Here is a 17,813-nt window from a genome sequence, read left to right as displayed (position 1 = left end):
GGGGGACCTGCCGGGGCTGATAGCGGGCAGGATCCTGAACGGCGTCGGACTGGGGCTGATGGCCTCGACCGCGACGACGTACCTGCACGACCTCCACCACGAGGCACGTCCGGAACGGACGGGTTCGGTGCTGCCCGGCATCGTGGCCACCGCCGCAAACGGGGCAGCCTGCCCAACTGCTCCTGACACCGCTCGCGCAAAAGCTCCAGTGAGGCATCAGCCGGGTCCGCCCAGCACGATCTTCCACACTCGGGTCGCCACCTGGAGGTTCAGCCGGTCCTCGACGTTCGCGAGGTCGTGGCCGCTGATGTCGCGGATGCGCTGGAGCCGATAGCGCAGCGTGCTGCGGTGGATCGCGAGGGAGTCGGCGGTCTCGTCGTAGTTGCCGCCGCAGTCGAAGTACCGGGACAGGGTCTCCACCATGGTCGCGTGATGCCGGGAGTCGTAGTCGATGAGTTGCCCGAGCCACTCCTGCACGAACGTCTCCAGTTCCCGGTGACCGCTGCCGGGTCCCAGGATGCGGTAGAGACCGAGCTCGTCGAAGAACGACGTGCCGTAGCGCTCGCGGGAGTGGCGGCGCACGTCGAGGGCGCGCTGCGCCTCCTGGTAGTGGTGGGGGATGTCGTCCACGGAGTCGCAAGGGGCGCTCACCCCGATCGTCCCGGACCGTGTCCCGTTCTCTCGGGCGAGCACCTCGTACAACGCGCGAGCGTGCGGCCGGTCGCCACTGATGAGAACGACGTGGTCGGAGCGGCGGGTCAGCAGCGAGCGCATGCCCACCGCAGCGGCCGCCCGACCCACGGTCTGCGCGAAGGAATCGTCCGCCGTCCGGTTCGACCACTGCACCACGACGATGTAGTGGCTGCCGTGAAGGTCGTGTCCGAGTGCCTCGGACCGGGCGTAGGCGCTCGGCTCGTCCGTCCCTGCCAGGAGGTCGTCGGCCAGCTCGCGGTGCAGCCTCAGCTCCACTTCGGCCAGATTGCGCAGGTGCGTCAGCTCCAGGGCGAGCGACGTGGCGGCGTGTCCAAGCGCGAGGACGGTGTGCTCGTCGGCCTCGTCCCGGGTGTCGACCAGCGCCAGCACGCCCAGGATCTCGCCGTGCGAGCGGACGAGCGTGAGCAGCCGGTCCCTTATCCGCACCGGCCCGGCCTCTTTGGCGACGGCGTGCAGCATGTCTTCCTGGCGCACGGGGTCCGGTTCGGGATAGGGGACGGGGCGGCCGGGGCCCGTCCAGGACCTCAGCCGACCGAAGCGGTCCTCGACCAGCGCGGGAAGTCCTGTGAGCCCGTTCAGTGCGCGGGTGACAGCTTCCTCGCCGCCACCCGAGGCAGCGACGTCGGCCATGAGAGCGTGAACGGCTCGCTCGTAGCCCAGCTCAGCCACCACAGAGATCAGCTTCCGCTGGAGGGCTGTGCGTTCCTCCCTCAGCCGGTGCAGCTCCAGCGCGTCCTGGCGTTGGCGGCGGTGTGCGCAGGCGACCGACAGTGCAGCAGCGGTGTGCCGGACGAGCATGGAGAGCAGGGATTGCTCGGCCTTGGTTGGCCGGGAGCGGGACGTGACCACGAGGTAGCCGTGCAGGACCCCAGGTCCGCGTAGTCCCAGGGCCCGGCCCCAGGGCCTGCCGGCTACGGTCACGCTGCCGTCCTGCCCGGCCAGCTCCCGCACCCTCCGGCCCACGGCCAAGGCATGCGCTCGCCCGTTCCACGGGCTGGGGATCAGGGCGCCGCCCACCTTGAGGTATCCGGCCTCGGCGCTGTACGGCCCCGCGGCGACTATGCGATCCATAGCAAGGCGCAGGATCTCGTCCTCGTCCGGAGCGTCGAACTGGGCGCGGGAGAGCGCGACCAGTTCGTGGAGGGCATGGGCGGCCGGGGTGCGAGCGGGCAGGCGGGGTCGCCTGGGCGCGGCCGTGGGGCGTCGCCGAGCGCTGCCCCGCGGAAGGCTTCCCTTCCGGTTGGAGCAGCGGTACAGGCTGTACGCCCGACTGCCGACCATGGGAGATCACTCCGTCCTTCGGAGGTGCGCGGCTTTCGCGTACCCGGTCCTGGGCCGGCTACCCGACACGTGTGGGTTCTTTCTCTCGTACTCGTGGGGCGACCGGACCCGTGCATTCCTGACTCGCCAGGCGCAGGCGTGGAGCCACCCGGTTCGTCACCCTGGGGAGTGCTCGAGACCCTCCGTGCGCACCGGTGGGAAACCGGCGGAGTCCCACCTCTGTCCGAACGAACGTGATCCGGAGAGTCGACGCAGGCGCTGCACCGGGAGGAGTTCCTCATGGCCAAGGCAGTGGGCATCGACCTGGGCACCACCAACTCGGTGATCGCCGTGTGGGAGGGCGGCGAGCCGTCCGTCGTGCCCAACAGCGAGGGCAACCGCACGACACCGTCCGTGGTGGCCTTCACCGACACCGGGGAACGTCTGGTGGGCCAGCTGGCCCGGCGCCAGGCGATCCTCAACCCCAAGGGCACCATCTACTCGGCCAAGCGGTTCATCGGCCGGCACTTCGACGAGATCTCCAACGAGGCCAGGGCGGTGGCCTACGACGTCGTCGAGGGCGACGGCGGGGCGGCCCGCTTCAAGGTGCGCGACAAGCTGTACGCGCCTGAGGAGATCAGCGCACAGGTGCTGCGCAAACTCGCCGACGACGCGTCCAAGCAGCTGGGGGAGCGGGTCACGGAGGCGGTCATCACGGTTCCCGCCTACTTCAACGACGCCCAGCGTACCGCCACCAAGGACGCCGGACGGATCGCCGGACTGGAGGTGCTGCGGATCATCAACGAGCCGACGGCGGCCGCCCTCGCGTACGGCATGGACAAGAAGGAGCACGAGACCGTCCTCGTCTTCGACCTGGGCGGCGGCACCTTCGACGTGAGCATCCTCGACGTCGGCGACGGCGTGGTGGAGGTGCGCTCCACCGCCGGTGACAGCCACCTGGGCGGCGACGACTTCGACCGGCGTCTGGTGGACTACCTCGCGGACGACTTCCAGAAGGAGAACGGCATCGACCTGCGCAAGGACCCGCAGGCGCTGCAACGACTGTTCGAGGCGGCGGAGAAGGCCAAGACCGAGCTCAGTTCGGTGACGCAGACGCAGGTCAGCCTGCCCTTCATCACCGCCGACGCCTCGGGCCCCAAGCACCTCACCGACTCGATCATGCGGTCCACTTTCGAGCAGATCACCGGCGACCTGGTGGAGCGTTGTCTGGGACCGGTGCAGCAGGCGATGGCCGACGCGAAGGTCGGCGAGAGCGACATCGACGAGGTCATCCTCGTCGGCGGTTCCACCCGCATTCCCGCCGTCCAGACTCTGGTCCGCCGGCTGACCGGCGGCAAGGAACCCAACATGAGCGTCAACCCCGACGAGGTCGTGGCCCTTGGCGCCGCGATCCAGGCCGGGGTGCTCAAGGGCGAGGTCAAGGACGTGCTGCTGCTCGACGTCACACCCTTGTCGCTGGGCGTGGAGACACGCGGCGGAGTGATGACGAAGATCATCGAGCGAAACACCACCATCCCGGTGCGCCGCAGCGAGACTTTCTCCACCGCCGAGGACAACCAGCCGGCCGTCGATGTGGTGGTCCTCCAGGGCGAGCGCGAGCGGGCGGCCGACAACCGGGTGCTGGGTCGGTTCCAGCTCACCGACATCCGGCCGGCGCCGCGGGGCGAACCACAGATCGAGGTCACCTTCGACATCGACGCCAACGGCATCCTCAACGTCAAGGCCCGCGACCGGGACACCGGCAAGGAACAGGGCATCACCATCAGCGAGAGCTCCAACCTGGACCGCAGTGAGGTCGAACGCATGGTCCAGGAGGCCGAGCGCAACCGGGGCCAGGACCAGACACTCCGCGAGGCCGTCGACGCCCGCAACGAACTCGACGCCGTCGCGTACCAGGTCGAGAAGCGCCTCGCCGAGCTGGGCGACGCAGCGCCCGCGCACGAGAAGGCACGCGCCGAGATGCTCGTGTCCGACGCCCGGGCGGCGGTCAAGGAAGAGGCGGGCGTGGAGCGCGTGCGGCCTCTGACCTCCGAACTCCAGCAGGTGCTCGCCGGGCTGACGGCACATCAGGGCGCCGCCACAGGCGGCGGTCCCGGCCAGGACGCCGCCACCGGCGGTCCCACGGGTGGCGGTGACGATGATGTCATCGACGCCGAGTTCGACAAGGGCTGAGGCGCGCCATGCCCACCCACCCCCAGGAACCCGGCCGGGCCGCGTCGGATCCGGGCGTACGGGTCCCGGAAGGCGCCGGACGCCCTCCTCGCGGGGATCTGCCCCAACCGGGCCCGCCCCGGCCCGAAGCGGCGAACGGCGAACCGGGACCCGATGCCGCTGGCCCCGCGCCTGCCGAGGACGAGTACACGACCGCGATCAAGGAACTGGAGGACCGCTGGCGGCGCGCGCTCGCCGACCTCGACAACCTTCGCAAGCGTCACGCCAGGGAACTGGAGCGCGAACGGGCGGCAGAGCGGTCCCGCACGGCGGCCGCCTTCCTGCCTGTCCTCGACAACCTCGAACTCGCCCTGACCCACGCCGGCGCCGATCCGGGCGCGATCGTGGAGGGCATCCGAGCCGTACGCGATCAGGCGGTGAACGTCCTCGAACTGCTCGGCTACCCCCGGCATGCGGAGACCGGCGTCGCCTTCGACCCGGCCCGGCACGAGGTGGTCGGTGTCGTCCAGGACCCCGACGCCCCACCGGGCACCGTCGTCGAGGTGCTGCGTCCCGGCTACGGGGACGGCGAACGGCAGCTCAGGCCCGCCGCCGTGACGGTCGCGAAGCGGGAGTGACCGGTCATGGCACGGGACTTCTACGAGGTGCTGGGCGTGTCGCGGACCGCGAGCCAGGACGAGATCCAGCAGGCATATCGCAAACTCGCCCGCAGGTACCACCCGGACGTCAACAAGGACCCCGGGGCGGAGGAGCGTTTCAAGGACCTCAACGAGGCATACAGCGTCCTGTCCGATCCCAAGACCCGAGCCCGATACGACCGCTTCGGCGAGGATTTCCGTAAGATCCCGGAGGACTTCGACGAACGGGTCGCGGCCGGAGCGGGCGGCGGCTTCCGCGCTCGGAGGACCGCGGGCGCGGGCGGCCCTCGCGTCCGCTCCACCACCGGCTTCGGTGACGACTTCGGCGCGGCGGGCATCGACATCGAGGACCTGCTCGGCTCCATGTTCGGAGCCGGCGCCGCCCGAGGCGGCGTCCCCGGAGCGGACCAGGAGGCCGAACTGCCGCTCACCGTCGAGGAGGCGTACCGAGGCGGCCGTCGCACCGTCACACTCGCCGGCCCCAGCGGGCAGCCGCGGCGGTACGAGGTCGATGTGCCGCCGGGCGTCACCGACGGGCAGCGCATCCGGCTGGCGGGTGAGGGTGGCCGGGGCAGTGGTGACGCGGCCGCGGGCGACCTATACCTGCGGGTGCGTATCCAGCCCCACCCCCGGTTCCGGCTGGACGGCCGTGACGTGCACGTCCAGGTCCCGGTCGCCCCGTGGGAGGCGGCCCTGGGTGCGACCGTGCCGGTGCCCACGCCCGGCGGCGGCACGGCGAAGGTCACGGTGCCCGCGGGCTCGTCCAGCGGCCGGCGGCTGCGACTGCGCGGCGAGGGCATGCCGAACCCGCGGGGCGCGAACGGCGACCTGTACGCCGAACTTCGCGTCATGGTGCCTCCCGCCCTCGGCGACCGGGAGCGCGAACTGTTCGAGGAGCTCGCCGCCACTTCCTCGTTCGACCCCAGGAGGACGCGATGAACGACCGACCGGCGGGAGCGGGAGGCATCGGCCGGGCCGGCGTGGGCGCCCGTCCGGTACGAACGGGCGCCGACATCAGCGCCTCGACGGCTGTCCGGTACGCGCTCGTGCCCGTCCCCAGGCTCTCCCTGGCCGCCGTGGCCCTCCGCTCGGGCCTCCACCCCGATCTGATCCGCCGGTTCGTCGCCCTCGGCCTGGTCGACGCGGAACGCGACTCCGCGGGGCGACTGATGTTCGACCCCACGGCTCCGGCGGTTCTCGCCCGTATCCAGCGGCTGCGCACCGGACTCTGCCTCAACTATGCATCCATCGGCCTGGTGCTCGACCTGCTCGACCGCATCAGCCTGCTCGAAGCCGCCCTGCGCGGCCGCGGCACGAGGAGTGAAACACCCCCATGGACATGAACCGTCTCACCCAGAAGTCCCAGGAAGCCCTGCAGGAGGCCCAGAGCGCGGCCGTCGGCATGGGGCACACCGAGGTCGACGGGGAACACCTGCTGCTCGCGCTTCTCGATCAGGAGGACGGTCTGATCCCACGGTTGCTGCAACAGGCCGGCACCGAGCCGAAGGAGCTGCGCGCGGCCGTGCGCGAGGAACTCTCCCGCCGCCCGAAGGTCACCGGTCCGGGCGCGGCACCCGGCCAGGTCTTCGTCACTCAGCGCCTGTCCCGCCTGCTCGATGCCGCCGAGCGGGAGGCCAAACGCCTCAAGGACGAGTATGTGTCCGTGGAGCACCTCCTGCTCGCCCTGGCCGAGGAGGGCTCGGCGACCGCCGCCGGACGGCTGCTCAAGGAGCATGGCGTGACCCGGGATTCGTTCCTGAGCGCGCTCACCCAGGTCCGCGGCAACCAGCGCGTCACCTCCGCCAACCCTGAAGTGGCCTATGAGGCTCTGGAGAAGTACGGCCGCGATCTCGTCCTCGAGGCTCGGTCCGGGCGGCTGGACCCGGTCATCGGCCGTGATGCGGAGATCCGCCGCGTCACCCAGATCCTCAGCCGCAAGTCCAAGAACAACCCCGTCCTCATCGGCGATCCCGGCGTCGGCAAGACCGCCATCGTCGAGGGCCTGGCCCAGCGCATCGTTCGCGGCGACGTTCCCGAGGGCCTGCGCGACAAGACGGTGTTCGCTCTCGACATGGGCTCCCTGGTCGCCGGCGCCAAGTACCGCGGCGAGTTCGAGGAACGACTCAAGGCTGTGCTGTCCGAGGTGAAGGCCGCCCAGGGACGCATCCTGCTCTTCGTCGACGAACTGCATACCGTCGTCGGCGCGGGCGCCGCCGAAGGGGCCATGGACGCGGGCAACATGCTCAAGCCGATGCTCGCCCGCGGTGAACTCCACATGATCGGCGCCACCACCCTCGACGAGTACCGCAAGCACATCGAGAAGGACGCCGCCCTCGAACGCCGCTTCCAGCAGGTGCTGGTCGACGAGCCGAGCGTGGAGGACACCATCTCCATCCTGCGCGGACTGCGCGAACGCCTCGAGGTCTTCCACGGCGTGAAGATCCAGGACACCGCGCTGGTCTCCGCGGCCACCCTCAGCCACCGCTACATCACCGACCGGTTCCTGCCCGACAAGGCCATCGACCTCGTGGACGAGGCGTGCGCCCGGCTGCGTACCGAGATCGACTCGATGCCCGCCGAACTCGACGAGATCACCCGCCGCGTCACCCGCCTGGAGATCGAGGAGGCGGCCCTGTCCAAGGAGACCGACGCCGCCAGCAAATCTCGCCTGGAGGAACTGCGCAAGGAACTGGCCGACCTGCGCGGCGAGGCCGACGCCAAACACGCCCAGTGGGAGGCCGAACGGCAGGCCATCCGCCGCGTGCAGGAACTACGCCAGGAACTGGAGCAGGTCCGCCACGAGGCGGAGGAGGCCGAACGCGCCTACGACCTCAACCGCGCCGCCGAACTGCGCTACGGGCGCCTCCAGGACCTGGAGCGCCGGCTGAAGGCCGAGGAGGAGCAACTGGCCGCCAAACAAGGGCAGAACCGGCTGCTGCGCGAGGTCGTCACCGAGGAGGAGATCGCCGAGATCGTCGCAGCCTGGACCGGTATCCCCGTCGCCCGTCTCCAGGAGGGCGAACGCGAGAAGCTGCTGCGCCTCGACGAGATCCTGCGCGAGCGCGTCATCGGCCAGGACGAGGCCGTCAAACTCGTCGCCGACGCCATCATCCGCGCCCGCTCCGGCATCCGCGACCCGCGCCGCCCCATCGGCTCGTTCATCTTCCTCGGCCCCACCGGCGTCGGGAAGACCGAGCTGGCCAAGACCCTCGCGGCGGCCCTGTTCGACTCCGAGGAGAACATGGTCCGCCTCGACATGAGTGAATACCAGGAGCGGCACACCGTCAGCCGGCTCATGGGCGCACCACCCGGATACGTCGGCTACGAGGAAGGCGGCCAGCTCACCGAGGCCGTACGCCGCAAGCCGTACTCGGTCGTGCTGTTCGACGAGATCGAGAAGGCGCACACCGATGTCTTCAACACCCTGCTGCAGGTCCTCGACGACGGCCGCATCACCGACTCCCAGGGCCGCACCGTCGACTTCCGCAACACCGTGATCATCATGACGTCGAACATCGGCTCGGAGCACCTCCTCGACGGCGCCACCGCCGAGGGCGAGATCAAGCCGGACGCCCGCGCCCTGGTGATGGGCGAGCTGCGCGGGCACTTCCGCCCGGAGTTCCTCAACCGCGTCGACGACATCGTGCTGTTCAAGCCGCTCGGCGAGCGGCAGATCGAGCGGATCGTGGAGCTGCAGTTCGACGAGCTGCGCCGCCGCCTCGCCGAACGCCGCATCACTGTCGAACTCACCGAAGCAGCCCGGGAGTTGATCGCCCACCAGGGCTACGACCCGGTGTACGGGGCCCGGCCGCTGCGCCGCTACATCTCCCACGAGGTCGAGACGATGGTCGGGCGCGCCTTGCTGCGCGGTGACGTCCAGGACGGCGCGACGGTCCGCGTCGACGCCGAACATGGAGAGCTGGTGGTCACCTACGGCCAGCCCGAGGACGTGAAGGGAGCGCGGGCGGCATGAACACGATGCAGGCGACGACCGTCAGTTGTCCCCACTGCGGGCGCACCAACCGGGTGCCCGTGGCCGCGGAGGGCCGCCCCAAGTGCGGCCACTGCAAGCAGCCCCTACCGTGGATGGTGGACGCGGGCGACGACGACTTCACGGAGGTCGCCGAGCGGGCCGACGTCCCCGTCGTGGTCGACCTGTGGGCCACCTGGTGCGGCCCCTGCCGCATGGTCAGCCCCGCACTGGAGAAGGTCGCCACCGATCTCGCCGGCCGAATCAAACTCGTCAAGGTCGACGTCGACAAGAACCCGCGGCTGTCGCAGCGTTTCGAGGTCCAGGCCGTACCGACACTGCTGATCCTCAACCAGGGCGAGACGGTCGCCCGGCAGGCGGGGGCGGCGCCCGCCCCCGCTCTGCGCCAGTGGGTGGAACAGTCGATCACCGCCCGGAAAGGGTGATCCGGATGACCCTGCACGCAGACCCCCACCTCGCGCTCGTCCGGCCGGTCCAGCCGCTGACCCCAGAAGGGTGTCAGGAGTGTCTGATGCTCGGCTCCCCGTGGGTCCACCTGAGGCTCTGCCTGACCTGCGGACACGTCGGCTGCTGCGACTCCTCGCCGAACAAGCACGCGCGCAGGCACGCAGCTGCCGACGCTCATCCGATCGTGCAATCGTTCCAGCCCGGCGAGGAATGGCGCTGGTGCTACGTTCACGAGGCGTTCGTCTGATGTCCGGCGACCAGTCGCTGCCGGGCGCAGAACCGGTTCCCCAGAAAGCGGACGAGGCCGCCTTCTGGGAGACCCCGGACATCTACGGTGCGTATCCGCGCCTCACGGACGACCAGATAGCACGTCTGGCGGAGCACGGGCAACGCCGGACCATGGCTCCGAACGACGTGCTGATCCGGGAGGGCGAGCGCTGCGAGACGTTCTTCGTCGTCCTCAGCGGTACCGTCGCCGTCGTCGAGGACTACGGCACTCCCGAGGAGCACGTGCTGCGTGTGCACGGTCCCGGTCGCTTCATCGGCGAACTCGGCCTGCTGTACGGACAAGTGGCCTTCTACACCGCTGTTGCCAGGGAGCCGGGCGAGGTCCTCGTCGTCTCCTTGGACCAGTTGCGCCACCTGGTGTCCCAGGACTCCACCATCGGGGACATCGTGCTGCGCGCCTGTCTGGGCCGTCGCGCGCTGCTCGTCGGACAGGGCGCCGGCTTCCGCATCATCGGCTCCCGCTACTCGCCCGACACCAGACGGCTGCGCGAGTTCGCTGTCCGCAACCGGCTGCCGCACCGCTGGATCGACCTGGAGACCGACGAGGAGGCCGAGGAACTCCTGCGCCGCTTCGGCGTCGGCCCGGCGGAGACACCACTCGTCATCTGGCGGGACACCACCCTGTTGCGCAACCCCAGCAACGCGGAACTGGCCCGGCTCATCGGCCTGCCGTCACTACCCGCCGGAAACCGTCACGGCGACGTCCTCATCGTAGGCTCCGGACCCGCCGGCCTCGCTGCCGCGGTGTACGCCGCCTCCGAGGGCCTGAGCACCACGGTGGTGGAGGCGATGGCCACAGGCGGCCAGGCCGGCACGTCGTCCCGCATCGAGAACCTGCTCGGCTTCCCCTCCGGCATCTCCGGCGCCGAACTCACCGAACGCGCTGTGCTCCAGGCCGACAAGTTCGGCGCCAGGATCAGCCTTCCACTGGAGGCGACCGGTCTGCATCCCAAGGACGAGGACCACTACGTGGTGGCGTTCGCCGACGGCAGCGAGATCGCCGCCCGCGCCGTCGTCCTGGCCATGGGTGCCCGCTACCGCCGGCTCCAGGTGCCCGGCATCGAACGCCTGGAGGGAACGGGCGTGCACTACTCGGCGACCGTCTACGAGGCCCAGCAGTGCCGCACCGACCCGGTGGCCGTCGTCGGCGGAGGCAACTCGGCGGGCCAGGCGGTGCTGTTCCTCGCCGGGTACGCGCCGAAGGTGCACCTGCTGGTCCGAGGAGCCAGCCTTGAGGCCAACATGTCCCGCTACCTGGTTGACCAGGTCGAGCGCCATCCGCGGGTGGAGGTCATGCTGCACACCGAGGTCACCGAGGTCATCGGCCAGGAGGTGCTGGAGGAGCTCGACGTGGTCGACAACCGCACGGGCGGGCACCGCCGGCTCGCGGTACGGAGCCTGTTCGTCTTCACCGGCGCCGAACCTCACACCGAGTGGCTCGCAGGCATCATCGCCCTCGACTCCCGCGGCTTCGTCCTCACCGGGCCGGAGGCCCAGGAAGCCTGCGCCTCCCCCGAGGTGTGGCGCGGCCGCGGGCGCTCGTGCATGACCCTGGAGGCCAGCCTGCCCGGGGTCTTCGCGGTAGGGGACGTGCGTAGCGGCTCGGTGAAGCGGGTGGCCTCCGCGGCCGGTGAGGGCGCGATGGCCATCCACTTCGTGCACCGGCACCTGGGGCACTCGGCCGTACCCGGCACCACGGGCACGTCAGCTGTCGCCGGCCACTCGGACGTCCCCCCACGCATACGTCACAAGGAGTCCGCATGGCTCGCATGACGCATGGCGGACGAGGAGCTCACGAGAAGGAAGAAGGAGGCGATGGCGATGGCCATGCCCGTCCGGCGCCACCGCGGTGGCGGCCTGCAGGAACGGCCCGTCTGGGCACCCACCCCTGTCAATCCCCTGGTCGAGTTCGACGAACTGCTCAACCAGATGAGCGGCCTGTTGGAGTCGACGGTGGGCGCGGCACCCGCGGTTGCGTGGACGCCTCTCGCGGACGTGTCGGAGTCCGAGGACGCGTTCCACATGGAGATCGAACTCCCCGGAGTGAAGAGCAAGGACATTGACGTAGAGGCCAATGGTCCCGAACTCGTGGTCACCGGAGAGATCAAGGAGCGGGAGCGCAAGGGTGTCCTGCGCCGCAGCACCCGCCGCGTCGGAGCCTTCGAGTACCGTTTGCGGCTGCCCGGAGAACTGGACACCCACAAGATCAAGGCTGAGATGCAGGACGGAGTGCTCAGCATCACCGTCCCCAAGACCGACGTCGCAAAGCCGCGACACGTCGAGATCACCGAGACGAGTGGAAGCACCGAGAGAAGCGGCTGAGACGCGAGCGCTGCGGTTGCGGGCACCCATCCGGCACCGCAGCCGGGCCGGCGAGGCTCGACACCCCTCACGGAGGCGGAGAAACGCGCTACGTGGCTTCACACCGCTGGCGGTTCTTCCTGCTCTCGCTGACCTTCTTCGTGGCCTACGCGGGAGCGAACTGTGCCTGTCTGACGGTGAGCGAGGTCCTGAAGAGCGCCGACCGCACCGCCCGCCGCCGGGAGTAGGAGCCCGCCGTTATCGCCCGGGCACCGGACCGGGCAGCACCCCGAACTCGCCGAGGATGGCCGGCACCGAGGGCACGGCAGGTCGTACGTCCGCCATGGCCGGACAACGCCTCGACGACGAGATCGAACAGATTGCCCACGCGCTCCAAGAAGCCGGCCCGACGAGCGGCGACCGACTCGAACAGGCGGTGGGCGGCCGTTCCTGGGGCCTCCGGCGCTTCCGCCGTGCCCTGCGTGAGTCTCGGGCCAAGGGCCTTGCGCACGGCAGCTGCGCGCCGGCGGACGGACCCGGTCGGCCCGACGGAGCACCTGGCGACCCTCATGACCAGCGGTGGCCAAGGCAGAAGGAAGTCAGCTATGAAATACGACGGATTCCTCGCCCGCGTGCGCGAGCGAGGCGAATACAACGACCAGGACGAAGCCGCGGACGTCACCAACGCCGTGCTGGAAGTACTGGCCCAACGGATCAGCCCGGGAGAGGTCAAGGACCTCGCATCCCAGCTGCCCGGCCCGCTGGGACAAGTCCTGGACCATGCCGCGCCGCAGCAGGCGCGAAGCTTCGGGATCGAAGAGTTCTACCGCCGGGTCGCCGAGCGCACCCATGCCCGGCCGCGTACGGCGCAGTGGGACGCCAGCGCGGTCCTGACCACCGTCGCCGACGCTGTCACCGGCGGAGAGCTGAATCAGATCATCAGCCAGCTCCCCTCCAGCTACGCGGTCCTGTTCGGCAAGGCCGACCTCGCGGACTGAGCCCATGAGGCACGGTGGTTGCCGAGCATGATGATCGTGATTCTGCTGCCCGAGTGTGCGACGGTCCCAAACGCTCCGTCTGGATCTTCCAGAAGGGTGCCCGTGGATGCCGTGCCGGAGCGACTCGGCACCCCGAGGCCGACCGTGATCGCCGTGATCAGGTTGTAAGGCCCGCTTTGTGACCCCGGGGAGCGCAAGGCGGGGTGAGACGGACCTTGTGTCGGTGCCGCACAGAGAGAAAGGCATGGACGGGACAGCTCTGCCCGAGCGGCGGCCGACCGTGTCGCCAGGTTCGCCTGCGTCGCCCCCGCCGCACGCACTCGGGCAAGATCAGCGGCAGCCTGCACCGGTCCAAGCGCTACAGCCGACGCCTCCAACGGGTCTTCCACACTTCCGCGTTGATCAGCATCCGTTGCTGCGACGAGTCCCGCCGTTTCTACGATCGTGAGCGAGCCGGCTCTCCTGCCTGACGGACGGTGCTACAACCCCACACCGTCCGTCACACTCGCCGCTGGACATCTCCATCAGGAATCGGGTTCCCCTTCGCTGCCTGAAACGTCCCGGTCCAGGTTGGCGCCGCACTGGCAGTAGGACTGCTTGATCAGCCCACCACCCTCGGACACCGCCATGCCCCGGCTGAACGACGGAGTGACCGGCGTGATCCGCCAGGCGCCCCGCGAACTGCGGGAGGCACTGGAGGCTGTGGGGGTTCTCAACCCGGCGCAAGGTACCGGCGCCACGGCTGCGCTTTCCGGCTCTTGCGGTTACGTATCAGGGGGCTGCCACTCGAACATCAAGATCGTGGCGTCGTCGCTGAGTTTGTTGTGCCGATGCTCGAGGATGGCGTGGATGAGCAGGCGCAGCACTTCCGGGGCGCTCTGCCCCGCTGCGGTCGACCGGATGATGTAGTCGGTGAAGCGCTCCAGGCCGAACTCTTCGCCTGCCTCGTCGCGTGACTCTACGACGCCGTCTGAGTAGAGCAGTATTCGGTCACCGGGTTCGAGGCTGACGTCGTGCACCTGACGGGCGGTCCCGGCGAGACTGGCGGGCAGACCCAAAGGAGGCTCAGGTGGCCGCTCCAAGGCGTTGTGGAGCAGGCGGTGGCGACGGATGAGCAATGGGGGCGGGTGGCCGCAGTTGCACCAGCGCAGCACACCGGTGGGCGTGTGCAACTGGGTGAAGACACCCGTGCAGAACTGCTCCGGAAGCCACTTCGCCAGCGCCTCGTCCACGGTGCCCGCGAGTTCGTTCAGGTCTGCCCCGCTGCGCCGGGCGTTACGGCAGCCTGCCATGGCGACAGAGGTGGCAAGTCCGGACGCCAGGTCGTGCCCCATGCCGTCAAGGATTGTGGCGTGCAGAACGTCCTCGGTGAACGCATGGTCGAAAGCATCGCCGCCCAGTTCGTACGCAGGCTCCAGAACCGCCGTCGAAACGACCCGCCCGGTGCCGATCGACCGGGGAGGGAGAAAGGCCCTCACCATCTCTGTGGGCAGGTGCATCGGCCTGGTGCGCATGCGCTGTGCGATGGTGTCGCTGTAGGTGCGCTTGGATGTGATGATCAGTGCGAGGAGCAGCGCCGTCGTTCGACAGCGCCGTAGCTTGAGCCCGTCCAGGGTGCTCATGTTCAGCTCTACGACACCCAGCCGCTCCGCTCCGTCGGCCAGGGGCAGCCATACGTTCAGCCCGCCGGAGGGGCCTTCTTCCACTCGGAGAGAGTCGGTGCGGTAGGCCCATCCGGCCAGCGAAGTGTCGAGCTCCAGTTCCGGCTCGCTTTCGACAAGCGACACCAGCAGTCTTTGCTGGATGTCGACCAGATAGATAACGGCCCTGCCCAGGCCCATGGCCTCGGCATACCGGTTCAGGACCACGGGCAGTTCCGCAGGTGATGCCAGCTGGGCTGCTCTGACCAGTTCCTCCAGCAGCCGCTCCCCGGATCCGACGGACATGTTCCTGTCCATGCCTTCGATGATCCCTGCGAGGTCGAGCCGCCACAATCTGAGCACTCCGACACCCAGGATGTGGCAGATCAGCCTGGGGTGCTGGGGCTCGCCCTTGCGGATTGGTCGGACTTCGGGATCGGCTTACGGCACCAGCTGGTCGGGAATCGTGCGGATCCCCGCAAGCCGCACGTCACCGCCGGGCAGCGGCACGACAGCCTGCAGTTCCTGCCGGTCCTGGCGGGGTGCGCTCCCACAGCCACTGTCCGGGGCGCACGAGGTCCCCCACTTGCCGGATGGCGGTCAGTGTGCCGCCGGCGCGACTCACGGCATCGGTCTCGTGCCCGTAGCCGATGGTGCCCTTCACGTCCATGCCGGTCGACAGGGACATGCGCTCGACGACCGCGGTCGCCTCGGGCTTGGCGGGGCCTTCGGCCCTGCCTCCATCCCGGCCGCCCAGCCAGCCCTGCTGCTGCGCGGCGAACACCATGGCGGTCACGGCCACGACAGTGACCACCGCGCCGGTGACACGCCGGGTGCGGCGCTTGCGGCGCCGGCCGTCACGACGACGGCCGGCGGCAGGCGCGTCTTCGGACTCGGTCTGTCGCACAGCCGGTCCAGCGGACCGGCCTCGGGAGTCATGCTCACTGGCCGTTCCCCCCGGGTTGACCACGCCCATGCCACCGGACATCTCCGGGGGGACGTCGGGCGTCTTCATCTGCGGAGCGCCGTTGACGACGGCTGGGTCGGCCATGTCGGGGATCCCGTTCTTGCGGGCGCAGGCGGCGAACTTCCGGGCGTCCTGCACGGCCCTTTCGTTGCGCTGGGCTTGCAGTTGCTGCATGCCGGGAACCTTCTTGTTGCACACCTGCACGGCCTTGTCGATGACCTGCGCGTCGCTCTGCCCGTCGGAGCCCTCACCGTGTTGTCTCCGGCGACGGCGTCCGGTCGCGTGCGGTGGCGCCGACAGGCCCGCGGACCCGGATCCTTTTCAGCACGGGGATGAACTGCGGGCTGTCGGCGGCCTGGCCCGCGGTCAGGAGGAGCGCCAGTGGGCGGATCTTGCCCACGCCCGCTAACCCGGCGCCAGCGTCCTGGTGAACGTGAGCAGCCGATCGACCTCGATGAAGTCGGAAGCCGCGTACGTGCGCAGGGCGGCGACCGGGTCCCGTTCCGGGTCGGCGGGGAGTTCGTCCAGGTAGACGATCGCCTCACGGGCGCCCAGGCCGGTGAGAACGTCCAGCGCGTTGCCGAGCAGGCCCAGACCCAGGCCCTGGCCGCGGGCGTACGGGGCGACGGTGACGCTGCGGATCAAGCCGACCCCGTCGATGGGACGCTCCAGGGAGGCCTGGGCCAGGACGCGACCGCGGCGACGGACCTCCAGGTGCTTGCCCGGCGGTGCGGCGGTGTCGTTCATCTGGACGCCGACGAGGTGGGGCAGCCCTGCGACGGGCAGCTCGGCACGCAGGTAACGGCACCGGCCCCAGCTCGTGAAACCCGCCGCTCGAAGAGCTTCCCCGGTGACCCGACGGTGGCGCTCCGGCAGACCGACCAGACCTCGGGTCACGGCACACGCCAGCGTGAAGGCATGCATCGGCCCGGCAGCACAGCACTGAAGCGCCTGGGCGATCAAAGCCTGCGCCGTGGAGAAGTCCTCACGACAGTGCAACCACAGCAACAACGGCGGGCCGTCGCTGGGGCGCCCGGCGCAGCAGACGACGCCCGCGATACCGCCGCCGGGCGCACACAGCACCGTGGTGACGACCGGCCCCTCCAACACGGCCCGCCCGGCGGGGTCAGCAGCCGAGCGGCCGGCCACGGCGTCGGCAAGCATCCCCGTAGAACACGCCGGCTGGCCCGGCAGCCGGTCCGTCGCGAGCAACTCCAGCACCCCCGCCTCGTCCGCCGACTCAAACGGGCGCAGCTGCGGGAATTCAGCCCCGCCCAGGAGGATCGTCATGCCGGCACCTCCCAGGCATGTGCGGCTTTTCACTCCCCCAGCCTCCTCCCTCCAGGCCGGGGATGCCAGCCCCGCCCACCGGAGCATTACCGCCCATCACCAGACCCAAAGACGCAACAACACCACGCCTATGGCATGGACCGATCAGACAGCCGCCTATGCCCGCCGACAGCCAAGAGTGGTCAAGGCCCGGGGATGCGGCTGGACGGTCATCCCTCTAGGGTCAATCGAGTCGTGATCAATCTCTGGGTTTGCCCTCGCTCTGAAGCCTGATCCGGTAGACCGTGTGGCGTGACGCGAGTGCAACTGACAGACGAAGTGTGGGAGTTCATCGGGCCGTACCTGCCGATCGGCGAGTACGGACCGCTCCCCAAGCGCCTGCGGGAGCAGTTCGAGGGCGCGATCTGGCGGTTCAAGACCGGCGGGTAGTGGCGGGAAATGCCGCAGGACTTCGGCGCCTGGTCGACCGTATCCAACCGCTTCCGCCAGTGGCGTGACGCCGACGTCTTGGAGGCCCTGCTGGAGGGCCTGATCGCGGAAGGCGCGAAGCGGGGTGCGGCAGACCTGTCTCCGGTCAGCCTCGACTCCACCACCGCGCGCGCTCACCACGGCGCTGCCGGGATGCACCCGAGCGAGGACGTGCTCACAGCCCTGGAGAACGCTGCCGCCGAGGAGGAGGAGGCATGATGTCCGGGGCGGCGGGGCTTCCTGCGCGGCTCGTCAGGGCGGCAAGCACGTTCCAGTCCTTGGTGCCGAGCTGGTGGGCGATCAGTTCGAGTGCGAGGCTGTGCGGGATCTCGATCCCCGCTGCAGCAAGGTCCTCGCGCAGGAGTCTGGCGAGTTTCTTGGCGTGGTCAGTGATAGGGGACGTCATCGCGTCGGCTTTCCACGCGACCCGTCCTGCCGATGCTCGCGTTGTCGGCCGGTGCCGCGTTCAGTGAGCCGAGGCGAGGCGAGGCGACCCACGGTGCATTCACCCAGCCTTGATAGGCGCGAGCGGCCGGCCGGTGATCACCGGTGGCCGCACCTGTTCCCTGGCCAGCCCCGACCAGCAAGATCGCGATCTACAGCTGGAGTACTAAGCTG

General features: G+C 69.6%; 17 protein-coding genes and 1 pseudogene. 13 read left to right on the top strand and 5 right to left on the bottom strand.

The genetic code is table 11. The features are described from left to right. Positions 1–216: 216 nt before the first annotated feature. Positions 217–1,995 (bottom strand): PucR family transcriptional regulator, encoded by a 1,779-nt coding sequence (locus ACZ60X_RS12580; RefSeq protein ID WP_469596921.1) that lies wholly within the window; start codon positions 1,993–1,995, stop codon positions 217–219. Between the two features lie 279 nt (positions 1,996–2,274). Here ACZ60X_RS12580 and dnaK point away from each other — a divergent pair, with 279 nt between their 5' ends. The 12 genes from dnaK to ACZ60X_RS12520 all read left to right on the top strand — a co-directional run bounded on the left by dnaK (position 2,275) and on the right by ACZ60X_RS12520 (position 13,300). Further along, positions 2,275–4,167, top strand: coding sequence for a molecular chaperone DnaK (gene dnaK / locus ACZ60X_RS12575; RefSeq protein WP_469596918.1), 1,893 nt, complete (start codon positions 2,275–2,277; stop codon positions 4,165–4,167). 8 nt (positions 4,168–4,175) lie between these two features. Further along, entirely contained in the window at positions 4,176–4,784 is a 609-nt protein-coding gene (locus ACZ60X_RS12570; protein WP_469596915.1) for a nucleotide exchange factor GrpE, read from the top strand. Between the two features lie 6 nt (positions 4,785–4,790). After that, positions 4,791–5,744, top strand: a complete 954-nt coding sequence (locus tag ACZ60X_RS12565) for a DnaJ C-terminal domain-containing protein (RefSeq protein WP_469596913.1) — start codon at positions 4,791–4,793, stop codon at positions 5,742–5,744. Then, a complete protein-coding gene (locus ACZ60X_RS12560; RefSeq protein WP_469596910.1) occupies positions 5,741–6,148 on the top strand; it encodes a chaperone modulator CbpM in 408 nt (135 codons plus the stop codon). Before ACZ60X_RS12565 ends, ACZ60X_RS12560 begins: the two co-directional genes overlap by 4 nt. After that, positions 6,139–8,778 (top strand): ATP-dependent chaperone ClpB, encoded by a 2,640-nt coding sequence (clpB, locus tag ACZ60X_RS12555; protein WP_469596907.1) that lies wholly within the window; start codon positions 6,139–6,141, stop codon positions 8,776–8,778. The genes ACZ60X_RS12560 and clpB overlap by 10 nt, the downstream gene beginning before the upstream one ends. Next, a complete protein-coding gene (gene trxA / locus ACZ60X_RS12550) occupies positions 8,775–9,221 on the top strand; it encodes a thioredoxin (protein ID WP_469596904.1) in 447 nt (148 codons plus the stop codon). Before clpB ends, trxA begins: the two co-directional genes overlap by 4 nt. A gap of 5 nt (positions 9,222–9,226) precedes the next feature. After that, positions 9,227–9,490: a UBP-type zinc finger domain-containing protein gene (locus tag ACZ60X_RS12545; RefSeq protein WP_112467949.1), complete on the top strand. Its 264-nt coding sequence runs from the start codon at positions 9,227–9,229 to the stop codon at positions 9,488–9,490. Beyond that, positions 9,490–11,304: an FAD-dependent oxidoreductase gene (locus ACZ60X_RS12540; protein WP_469596901.1), complete on the top strand. Its 1,815-nt coding sequence runs from the start codon at positions 9,490–9,492 to the stop codon at positions 11,302–11,304. The genes ACZ60X_RS12545 and ACZ60X_RS12540 overlap by 1 nt, the downstream gene beginning before the upstream one ends. A 48-nt stretch (positions 11,305–11,352) precedes the next feature. Further along, positions 11,353–11,853 carry an Hsp20/alpha crystallin family protein gene (locus ACZ60X_RS12535; protein ID WP_469597435.1) on the top strand — a complete coding sequence of 167 codons (501 nt, stop codon included), beginning with the start codon at positions 11,353–11,355 and terminating at the stop codon, positions 11,851–11,853. A 92-nt stretch (positions 11,854–11,945) separates the two neighbouring features. Next, positions 11,946–12,080: a hypothetical protein gene (locus ACZ60X_RS12530; RefSeq protein ID WP_469596897.1), complete on the top strand. Its 135-nt coding sequence runs from the start codon at positions 11,946–11,948 to the stop codon at positions 12,078–12,080. 357 nt (positions 12,081–12,437) lie between these two features. Next, positions 12,438–12,830, top strand: a complete 393-nt coding sequence (locus ACZ60X_RS12525) for a DUF2267 domain-containing protein (RefSeq protein ID WP_067043084.1) — start codon at positions 12,438–12,440, stop codon at positions 12,828–12,830. A gap of 203 nt (positions 12,831–13,033) precedes the next feature. Next, positions 13,034–13,300: a transposase gene (locus tag ACZ60X_RS12520; RefSeq protein WP_469596894.1), complete on the top strand. Its 267-nt coding sequence runs from the start codon at positions 13,034–13,036 to the stop codon at positions 13,298–13,300. A gap of 294 nt (positions 13,301–13,594) precedes the next feature. Here ACZ60X_RS12520 and ACZ60X_RS12515 read toward each other — a convergent pair whose 3' ends face one another. From ACZ60X_RS12515 to ACZ60X_RS12505, 3 genes are all read right to left on the bottom strand, one after another. Continuing rightward, on the bottom strand, positions 13,595–14,788 hold the full coding sequence (locus ACZ60X_RS12515) for a PP2C family protein-serine/threonine phosphatase (protein ID WP_469596891.1): 1,194 nt from the start codon (positions 14,786–14,788) through the stop codon (positions 13,595–13,597). Between the two features lie 172 nt (positions 14,789–14,960). Further along, entirely contained in the window at positions 14,961–15,611 is a 651-nt protein-coding gene (locus ACZ60X_RS12510) for a hypothetical protein (protein ID WP_469596888.1), read from the bottom strand. Between the two features lie 231 nt (positions 15,612–15,842). After that, on the bottom strand, positions 15,843–16,727 hold the full coding sequence (locus ACZ60X_RS12505) for a GNAT family N-acetyltransferase (RefSeq protein ID WP_469596886.1): 885 nt from the start codon (positions 16,725–16,727) through the stop codon (positions 15,843–15,845). Between the two features lie 291 nt (positions 16,728–17,018). Between ACZ60X_RS12505 and ACZ60X_RS12500 the strand changes: the two are divergent. Continuing rightward, positions 17,019–17,411, top strand: a pseudogene (locus ACZ60X_RS12500) (transposase); the annotation flags it as partial. Here ACZ60X_RS12500 and ACZ60X_RS12495 read toward each other — a convergent pair. Then, entirely contained in the window at positions 17,371–17,601 is a 231-nt protein-coding gene (locus ACZ60X_RS12495; RefSeq protein ID WP_469596884.1) for a glyoxalase superfamily protein, read from the bottom strand. The pseudogene ACZ60X_RS12500 and the gene ACZ60X_RS12495 sit on opposite strands and share 41 nt — an antisense overlap. Positions 17,602–17,813: the final 212 nt, after the last annotated feature.

The organism is Streptomyces sp. NPDC104106, assembly GCF_055584345.1.
The sequence above is the reverse complement of the archived record's forward strand: the minus strand, read 5'-3'. Positions and strand labels throughout refer to the sequence as shown.